The following is a 9378-nucleotide window of genomic DNA, read 5'->3' as shown; positions in this document are numbered from 1 at the left end:
TGTCGTATCGATTCATTGTCTCCCGTCCTCTCGTCAGCTTTCATTTTATTTCATACGAGGGTATTTTTCGACTGCATTTTTATCGTAGCACTCCAAAGGACGCACAGCGGGCCTATGAACTCATACGAGCGATTATGGAACGCCTGGAATTAACCCTGCACCCCACGAAAACGCGCATCGTTGGACTTTGGACTGGGGAAGAAGGCTTCGATTTTCTGGGCATGCATCATCGAAAGACGAAGGCCGAAACATCCAAAGGCCAAGTGTACTACACAACCCAGCAGTGGTTGTGCCGGAAGGCGGAAGAGCGAATACGGGAAGGGGTAAAAGAGCGATTAGCTCCGCCAGGTATGCGACGCCTGAGTTTCGAAGAGCACGTGGAGTACCTGAATCCAAAGATTCAAGGCTGGCGCAATTACTACTACACAGCTTACAGCCAGAGGAAGATGGCGAAGTTGGATTGGTATATCCGGCAGCGGTTTGCGAAGTGGTATGCTAAGAAACACAAACGCAGACGATGGTTGAGTTCGCTGCGCGAAGTGAAGTCTTTGTCTATTCAATATGGACTTAAAACGCTCTTGTAATCTGCATGCTCATGATGACGAACATCGGAAAGCCGTATGAGGGAAAACCTCACGTACGGTTTGATGAGGAGGGGCTGGGCCCCGCCCAGCCTTTCACTCTAGCCCGGCATGGGTGCCGTGCTTTAGGGGAAAGTCCCAAGCGGGGGCTGGCGAGCACCTACCGTTAGCCAAAAGTAAGGGTGTCCATCGTGAGGTGGAATCTGAAGGAAGCTGGAGGCAAACACTCGACCTGAGATACACGAATCCAATGTGAGGCTAGTACAGTCGGACGAGTCTGCGAAACAAGGCGAAGTCCTAAGCCGCCAAGGGCTGTATGGGTATATTGGACAGGTGCATGGATGAAAGTACGCATCCTTATCCGAGGAGGCCTGCACGGAACGCCATCTGAGGATGGTAACCAAGGCCGTAAGGTTTTGCTGAGCGTGCAGGAGTCAGCAAAGGTCATAGTGCGTGAGTAAGGTACGCCTGAAAAAGGGAAGGGCCAAATGTCAACTCAAGGATGGATCAGACGTTTTCGAGAACGACGCGTTGAAGCAGAATTCCTGACGGAACTCTTCCAAGGAAAGATGGGTGAAGCCCGGAGGGCCTTGAAGTGATGGTTAAGCGTCGTCCGGCAAACTCCGAGCCCCATGAGCACTGGCCGCTTATACGACAACAACTATTAGAAGGGGCCTATCAAACGGCACCAGTCCGAAGGGTCGAAATCCCGAAACCCGACGGCGTAGTCAGATTATTTGGCATTTCGTCTGTGGTAGATCGCTTTATCCAACAGGCTCTTCTCCAAGTGCTTACTCCTATCTTTGAAGCCCATTTTGTCAATGACAATTGAAACCGATCGGGAAGATATAAAGCGGCTTTTTGCTCCGGTTGCACCGGGAATTAAGCTGGGAATTCAAGCATTAAGAGAAGTACATGAGGTAGGGATAACTATACAAGCGTCAATTTCACCTGTACTGCCGTTCACTCCGGATTTCCCAAAGTTACTGGAAGGTATCGTAGATCGGATATGGATAGATACACTTAATATCGGGAATGGTTTGATGGGGAAACGCTCTGAACGACTCGGCAAGCCACAGTTGTTCAAAGCCTATGGACATTCGGAATGGTATCAAAAAGATATCCATCACAGAGTAGAAAAGTACTTTAAGAAAACATTCCCTCAAGAAATGATTCAAGTTTCCAAAGAAGAAGCTTTTCCGGTCTTTGAGAAAGGTACTTAGTTCAGATGAAACCATACCTGGATACTAATTCGCAGGCTATATAGTTTGCCCCTTAAGGATAACTCTCAACATAACTGTCGCAATATAAGCACAAGATAAGACAAGACTTTTCCAGAAAACCAACGAAATGGAGTCTATACATGTCAGTTTTACGCGATTTCGAAAATGCAGAGCACGCCTTAATTCGATTTCATTCCATCTACCATACTGGAGATGTTTTTGGCAGTAGGAGGGCAGAACAAGTGCAGCTTATTCATTCATTGCATGCAGGGTCGAGCGGTAGACAATGACCAGCACCTATATATATAATGAGTAATCTGAACAACCTGCAGCGCATTAAGCTCTTAACAAATAAAAGAAAGCGACCCGCCAAATTCGAGTCTCCTCCCATACCAATCATGTTCGTAACTTACAAAGTCACAATTATAGTTAAATAACTCAGGTCAGGATATAGCTTTAAAGTGAAGTAATACCGGACTGGAAAACAACATATCGAATTTGCAAACTAAGCAAAAAAATCAATGAATTTCCATAAAATCAAAGTATAATCGGAGAGAATTAATTCCACAGATATTTACATAAGATCAAAAAGCAGTAGAGCCTTTCTTGAAAAGCTTCCTGCTTCTTCTGAACTCTCTTGAATTATTCTTCGGGATCCACCAGTTCACTAGCTTCCACCCTCAACGGGATTTTCTTCACTTTGTTCAGTTTCCTTACATGTAAAGCTGGTTATTGACCGAGATGTAATCGCGACAGCATTAAGTGGCCATTTTTAATTTTTTTCGGCAACAGATACATCCCATCTTTTCTGTAACCGAGATTAAACTCTCGGCGCATGTGGATGATGATCTCGAAATACTCACATTATTTTCCCTCAAATTGATTCATCATTTTTTTGAGCTTTCTGACAAAGCTCAGAACCTCTCTTGTTGGGACCATTTCTTCCATACCTCGCCATTATTATAGCTTATTATGCCAAAGATTTCCACTGTACAGAGAGCTTTCTATCATTATTTTTCATAGAAAGGTCCGATTTTGACTTCAAAATGAAACGGATGATAGAGGGGCATGTCCCCTGCTGTTTTTCTGTACCTTGAAAATCAAATACCATCCATTCCAGTACGTTCCCCGCATGTCTAGGAAAGCCAAATTGCAGGTGCGCCATGACCATTCTGTTTTTTTTTCGATCTATGTTTGAAGTAGCAGGGTGAGAGCGATTTTTGTCCATGCAATAATAAATGGTGGTTCCATTTAAGGCGATGACCCATGCGGGGGATAATGATACTTCCGTCCAGCCACAGCTCTGCTTTTAGGCAGATCACGCAATGGGGGCGGCTTGCAGCGATCCTGGGAGAGGTATTCGGACTATACCTATGAGGCCGTTAACCACCGGCCGCTGGAATTGGATTTATGCGATATAACCAAAACAAGGAAGAACAGAGATGCGTATAAGGTTATCGTCCTTTGTCGCATCTCTGTTTAAGATGTAATGAACCAAACGGGGGGCTTATGATGAGTCGAAAATTAATCAGATATAGCATGCAAATTGCCATGTTGAAACAATTATTCGCTCTGTCATTGATTTCGGAAAAAGAGTTTACTCTTATCAAAAACAAAACCATGAAGGAATACGATGTTGTTTCAGACCTGACTTCTTGATTCATACAATTGTTGGTCTGCTTAACTCTTATTACACTGATCGTGATAATAAGACGAAAGGAGCCTTAACAATGGGGTATGCAGTTGAAGTAATCAAAGCCAATCGGAAGCTATCAGATCGTGTTGGAGGAAGGCCAGACCGTCTGCGCGTTGCTCCTTATGCCAGAGTGAGTACCGACACGGAAGAACAGTTAAGCAGCTATAAGTCGCAAGTTGCTCACTATACAGATATGGTTAGCCAACGAAACGATTGGATATTGGTGGACATTTACGCGGATGAAGCCATCACTGGAACCCAAGTGAAGAAACGTGATGATTTCCAACGACTGATAAAGGATTGCATGGATGGCAAAATTGATATGGTTATTACCAAGTCCATTTCAAGGTTTGCCAGAAATACTGTAGATACTTTGAAATATGTTCGCATGTTGAAAGAAAGAAACGTTGCTGTATTTTTTGAGAAAGAAAATATCAACACGCTTACCATGGATGGGGAATTGTTGCTAACCATTCTAAGTTCGGTAGCTCAACAAGAGGTTGAGAATATTTCTTCTATTGTAAAAATGGGCTTGAAAATGAAAATGCAACGTGGGGAACTGGTTGGATTTCAAAGCTGCCTTGGATATGACTATGATCCCGTTACCAAACAGATATCGGTAAACGAAGAAGAAGCTAAGATTGTACGCTACATCTTTGAGCGCTATATTTCTGGTGTTGGTGCATACGTGATTGCAAAAGAACTGATGGAATTTGGATATAAGACGAAAAGAGGGAATCCCGAATGGAATGATACAACTGTTCTAGGCATTATTAAGAATGAGAAATATAAAGGTGATCTCCTTCAGGGAAAGACGTTTACTCTCGATCCGATTTCCAAGCGCAGACTTGAAAATCATGGTGAGGAAGATCAATACTACATCAAAAATCATCATGAGCCAATTGTCAGCGAAGAAGTCTTTAACAAGGCACAGGATATATTGCACCGTAGAGGAAAAAATCGCGGGAAGCTTAAACAAGGCAGTAAACGGGAAAAATACAGTAGGAAATTCGCTTTTAGCAGCAAGTTGGAATGTGCGTTCTGTGGTTCCAACTTCTCTCGGCGGAGTTGGAATAGTGGTACATCGCATGAAAAGACAATTTGGCAGTGTACCACTAACACGAAGAAGGGAAAAAGATTTTGTCCGCACAGCAAAGGAATAGAAGAAAAAATTATTGAAGGTGCATTTATTGAAACGTACAAATTAGTTTGTAGTAATCATAAGGATGTGTTAGACGAATTATTAATCAGAATGGAATCCGTATTTAGTGACCAGAACAATCAAAAACAATTGAACAAAATTATAAATGAAATCCAGGCGATTGAACATAAGCGCTGTAAACTGATCGACTTGCATCTGGAAGAAAAAATAGACCGCCCAACATATGAGCGTAAGTTTGAGGAACTCGAATCCACGTTGACCGAACTGCTCGACGAAAGAGAGGGATTGGAGGAAGCGGCGCAAGAAGAAATCAATATCGAGAAAAGAATTGAACATTTCCGCAAAGTGCTTCAAACGAATGCCATCCTGTCTACATTTGACCGGAATGTGTTTGAGAGCGTCGTTGATAAAGTTATAATTGGAGAGAGCCTTAATGAAGGTAACCCTAATCCTTATAAGCTAACTTTTATCTATAAAACAGGCTTTACGAGCAGCGTTCAAGCCAAGATGGGCAGGCAAAATCGAAAAAAGCCCTCAGTAAATGAAAGGAGTGATTCATGTTCCTATTCCCAACTCAACACATGTGGAATCCTGTACACTGCTCGTGCGAAAGGACAATTAAATCGGAGATGATTGGCCAAATCAAGAGGGGTGAAAGAGCCCCTCTTTTTTTTGACGTATTTTAGCATGGTAACATTAGCTAAACGAGGTTATCTTTTGTGCAATCATGTTAGTCATGGCATGTTTGTGAGGAATCCCTGAAGAATTGCAGTCGAAAACGATTTCCGAACTGTCCTTCATGAGCCAGTCGTGATAATGCGTGAGTAACTCCCCAGAGTACCATTTATAGGCATTGGGTTCTTTTTCAGGTGGCGGAGCAATAAACGGTTTATTTACAAACACATTAAAGACATGAATGCCGTTTTCGTTTGTAAACTGCTTATAATTATCAAATATCTCTTTACGATATTCCGGCTTTATGTAGTGCAGCACACCACTTGAAAAAATAATGTCATAATGAGTATCTAAACGGTAATCCAAAATATCTGCCTTAAAGACATGAACGTGAACTCCGGTTTTTTCAGCGAGGCTTCTTGTCTTCTCAATCCCCGCGTCAGAAACGTCAAATGCGCTAACCTCATATCCATTTCTTGCAAAGAATACGGCGTCTTTCCCTTCGCCGCAACCAATATCCAGTAATCTCAGGCGTTTGGTCGGAGGCATAAGTTGCAAGACCTGATAGCATGCATCATTAGGCTCAGTCCCCCAGTAATAATCTTGTGTTTTATATTCTTCCTCATAAATCGTAATCCGTTTGTCCTGCGCTGTATACCCAAGAAGTTTATCGATGCTTACTTCTAACGTTCTCGATAACTCAGGGAGTAATGCAATATCAGGCATCGACTGAGCATTCTCCCATTTGGAGACTGCTTGGAAAGAAAGCCCAAGGATTTGTGCAAGCTCTTCTTGGGTAAGTCCCTTCTCTTTGCGGTATATGGCTATGTTCCTTGCTAATGTTTCCTTCATGATCTCTCACGCTCCTTCTAGTAAACCAATTGTATTGGAGCTGCCTGCAATGAACAATAACTTCATATTTGAGCTTTTATATTATTCAACCACCAGTTGAGCCAAGAATAATTCATAGAGCCGCTTCCTGAGAGGGCGTAAGTTAAAGCCGACAGAGTCTATCATTGCTGAGAAAAAGCAAACCATAAGAAATGGACGCTTTTGATTCGATATAAAATAGGGCTAAATTGCGAGTTTCATCGGTGTATAATATGGAAAGGACTGATGATGATGTTGGAAAGATCCAGAAGAAAGGACATCGCATCAAGAATCGTCAAAGCGACGCCGCACGCAGTCTATGGAGCATTCATGAATCCTAAGGCACTCGTTGCCTGGCTTCCGCCGGAAGGGATGGAAGGCCGGATCGACGCATTCGATGCCCGTGAAGGCAGCATTGAATGCAACATATATGCCCGATAATAGATGCGGCAGATCAAGCGAAGGAGGAATGAACATGACAAAGATGGAGTTATCGCCAGAACAACGTGAAGAACTACTCCAAACATTGAAAGCCCGTTTCGAGAAAAACATGAACCGCCATCCAGGACTTGAATGGGCCGACGTACAAGCAAAGCTTGAAGAAAATCCTGAAAAACTGTGGTCGCTCCATGAAATGGAGGAAACCGGGGGAGAGCCGGATGTCGTTGGTTACGACGGCAAGACAGGCGAGTACATATTCTATGATTGTTCGGCTGAAAGTCCAAAAGGCCGCAGGAGCGTCTGCTATGACCGCGAAGCGCTGGAGTCAAGGAAAGAACATAAACCGAAAAGCAGTGCCGTCGAAATGGCAGCTGCCATGGGCATTGAGCTGTTAACGGAAGAGCAGTACCGGGAGCTGCAGCAGCTTGGCAATTTCGATATGAAGACATCGAGCTGGGTGATCACACCTGAAAGGATTCGAAGACTCGGCGGGGCCCTCTTTTGCGATCGCCGTTACGACACGGTCTTTGTATACCATAATGGAGCGGAATCCTACTATGCAGCCAGGGGGTTCCGCGGCTCGCTAAGAGTCTAAAAAGCAGGGAGTCGGCGCTGCTGCGGGGCTTCCATGGTTTTGGATTGTACTAATAGATCCGCACGTCGATTGAGAATTTTTAATGGAATAGGAAATGTTTTTAGGGAGCGTCTTTTTGGGCGCTCTCTTTTTATTTGGCTGGCAGGGAATGGGGCTATCTTTGGTAATTATTATTATATCAATTTAATATGTTTACTTATTATATTATTTTGATATAATAAAAATCGATCAAACGAATAAGGAGGAAAACACGATGTTTAAGAGTGGCAATGTAACGGTGATGGTGTCGGATATGAAGAAGGCGGAGCAATTTTATGTCGAAACCCTTGGATTAAAGCTGTTGCCTGAAAGCGACGGGCATTTTGCGCAGATCGAAGCACCAGGGTTGACGATCGGACTCCTGCATCTAGCCGGCGAACATGGGGGTGACCCGGTAAATTCGGGCAGCATGTCGATTGGCTTGGAGGTAGAAGAAATGAAGTCGGCCATCGAGACACTTAAGTCTCGCGGCGTAGAGTTCCATCATGCTGTAGAAGGCGAAGCCGCCAAAGTCGTACATTTCAGTGACCCTGACGGCAATGCCCTCTATTTGGTTTGTAACCGATAAGCCAAGGATATAGAGACAAAGTAAGGAGGCATCTTCCCATGGGGCCGAAAACCAACGTCATTATGGTCGTCGCCGGACTGCTGGCGGCGATGTTTATCGGCGCGTTGGACGCGACAGTCGTCGCCACCGCGACGCCGCATATCATTACGGATTTGCATGGCCAGAACCTGTTCAGTTGGGTGTTCGCCGTTTATACGCTGACTACTTGCGTGGCGACGCCCATTTTCGGCAAGCTGGCCGATTTGTTCGGGCGCAAAGCCGTGTTCGCGGTCGGCATCGGTTTATTCGTCCTCGGTTCCATATTGTGCGGGGCTGCACAGTCGATGCCTGAGCTCATTTGGTTCCGGGCTTTGCAAGGCTTCGGTGCCGGGGCGCTCGCGCCCGTATGCTTTACGATTATCGGCGACTTGTTCTCGGGCAAGCAGCGCGGCAAAATGATGGGGATTTTCTCATCCGTTTGGTCTGTGGCTGGCCTTCTAGGCCCACTGATCGGGGGGTATTTCGTCGATCAGGTGTCATGGCGCTGGATATTCTACATCAACGTGCCGATCGGTGCCGCGGCCCTGCTGCTTGTCGTCCTATTTTTGCACCAACCGATCGAACGCCGGGCGAAAAAGATCGATTACCTCGGAGCGCTGACCTTTACCGTATCCTTCTCTACGCTCCTTTATGCACTGCTGAGCGGGGGAGCCGAGCATTCGTGGAATTCCCCGTTGATTGTGGGGCTGTTCATGGCATCCGCCGTATTTTTAATGCTGTTCCTCTGGATTGAGAAACATGCGGATGAACCCATGATCCCTTTGTCGATTTTCCGGATTCGCGTATTGAACGTGACCAATATCAGCGGTTTTCTGACGTTCAGCATTACGACAGGGTTGACGGTTTACACGCCGATCTGGATTCAGTCGGTGCTCGGGAACTCCGCGACGAGCTCGGGACTGATCGTCATGCCGATGTCCCTGGCCTGGCCGCTTGCCGCCAACATCGCCGGCAGGCTGATGTACCGGGTCGGGGCGAAAACCTCGATTGTATTCGGGTCTGCGCTGGTAGTGGCCGGCTCAGTCTGGCTTATTGCGCTTCAGTTGAACTCCCCTTACGTATTCTGGATTGGCATCCTCATTCTAATCGGGCTGGGAATGGGCTTCGTGGCGACACCGTCCACGGTTGTCGTGCAATCGGTCGTCGGCTGGGAGCAACGCGGCGTCGCGAACGCTTCCAGCATGCTGTTCCGTTCGCTGGGCCAAACGGTCGGCATCGCGGTGTTCGGTACGATTTATAACCAACATGTGACATCCCTCAGCTCCAGATCGGAGCTGGCTGCCGGTTTGCATGCCGTTTTTCTGCTCCTGTTCGGCATAGCGGTTGCGAACATGCTTGCCGTGATGCTTCTGCCAAAACGTCGTAATATGATGGCGCAGCAGCAGGTCGGGGGATAGAGGAGTGGACAATAGGCCGACAATCGGCCCTCCAAACGGATAGATAGGACTCGGAAAAGTCGCGGCGACCGCGGCTTTTCTGTTTTTTCAGC

At 45.8% G+C, this 9378-nt stretch carries 8 protein-coding genes and 2 pseudogenes; 9 read left to right on the top strand and 1 reads right to left on the bottom strand.

Annotated features, from left to right (window positions below; all coding sequences use genetic code 11):
• From J2Z18_RS30545 to J2Z18_RS19320, 5 genes and pseudogenes are all read left to right on the top strand, one after another.
• Positions 1–584, top strand: a 584-nt coding sequence (locus J2Z18_RS30545; protein WP_280922097.1) for a group II intron maturase-specific domain-containing protein, incomplete at its 5' end; no start/stop codon positions are given.
• A 634-nt stretch (positions 585–1218) separates the two neighbouring features.
• A pseudogene (locus J2Z18_RS30540) lies at positions 1219–1398 on the top strand (group II intron reverse transcriptase/maturase); the annotation flags it as partial.
• Positions 1399–1402: 4 nt separating this feature from the next.
• Positions 1403–1804, top strand: a complete 402-nt coding sequence (locus J2Z18_RS19325) for a hypothetical protein (RefSeq protein WP_155609839.1) — start codon at positions 1403–1405, stop codon at positions 1802–1804.
• A gap of 146 nt (positions 1805–1950) precedes the next feature.
• Positions 1951–2043 (top strand): annotated as a pseudogene (locus J2Z18_RS30535) (GTP cyclohydrolase); the annotation flags it as partial.
• A 1491-nt stretch (positions 2044–3534) separates the two neighbouring features.
• Positions 3535–5295 carry a recombinase family protein gene (locus J2Z18_RS19320; RefSeq protein ID WP_007130928.1) on the top strand — a complete coding sequence of 587 codons (1761 nt, stop codon included), beginning with the start codon at positions 3535–3537 and terminating at the stop codon, positions 5293–5295.
• A gap of 63 nt (positions 5296–5358) precedes the next feature.
• Here the strand turns inward: J2Z18_RS19320 and J2Z18_RS19315 are convergent, their stop codons facing one another.
• Entirely contained in the window at positions 5359–6189 is an 831-nt protein-coding gene (locus J2Z18_RS19315) for a methyltransferase domain-containing protein (protein WP_007130927.1), read from the bottom strand.
• A 264-nt stretch (positions 6190–6453) separates the two neighbouring features.
• On the opposite strand from J2Z18_RS19315, the gene J2Z18_RS19310 reads away from it, so the two are divergent.
• From J2Z18_RS19310 to J2Z18_RS19295, 4 genes are all read left to right on the top strand, one after another.
• Positions 6454–6648, top strand: a complete 195-nt coding sequence (locus J2Z18_RS19310; protein ID WP_040738919.1) for an SRPBCC family protein — start codon at positions 6454–6456, stop codon at positions 6646–6648.
• 34 nt (positions 6649–6682) lie between these two features.
• Positions 6683–7243, top strand: coding sequence for a DUF4256 domain-containing protein (locus tag J2Z18_RS19305; RefSeq protein WP_007130925.1), 561 nt, complete (start codon positions 6683–6685; stop codon positions 7241–7243).
• Positions 7244–7496: 253 nt separating this feature from the next.
• Entirely contained in the window at positions 7497–7850 is a 354-nt protein-coding gene (locus J2Z18_RS19300) for a VOC family protein (RefSeq protein WP_007130924.1), read from the top strand.
• 38 nt (positions 7851–7888) lie between these two features.
• Positions 7889–9286 carry an MDR family MFS transporter gene (locus J2Z18_RS19295; protein WP_007130923.1) on the top strand — a complete coding sequence of 466 codons (1398 nt, stop codon included), beginning with the start codon at positions 7889–7891 and terminating at the stop codon, positions 9284–9286.
• Positions 9287–9378 lie beyond the last annotated feature (92 nt).

Source organism: Paenibacillus lactis (assembly GCF_017873605.1).
Classification (GTDB): domain Bacteria; phylum Bacillota; class Bacilli; order Paenibacillales; family Paenibacillaceae; genus Paenibacillus_AQ; species Paenibacillus_AQ lactis.
Note: the sequence above shows the minus strand (reverse complement) of the source record. Positions and strands in the feature narration are given on the sequence as shown.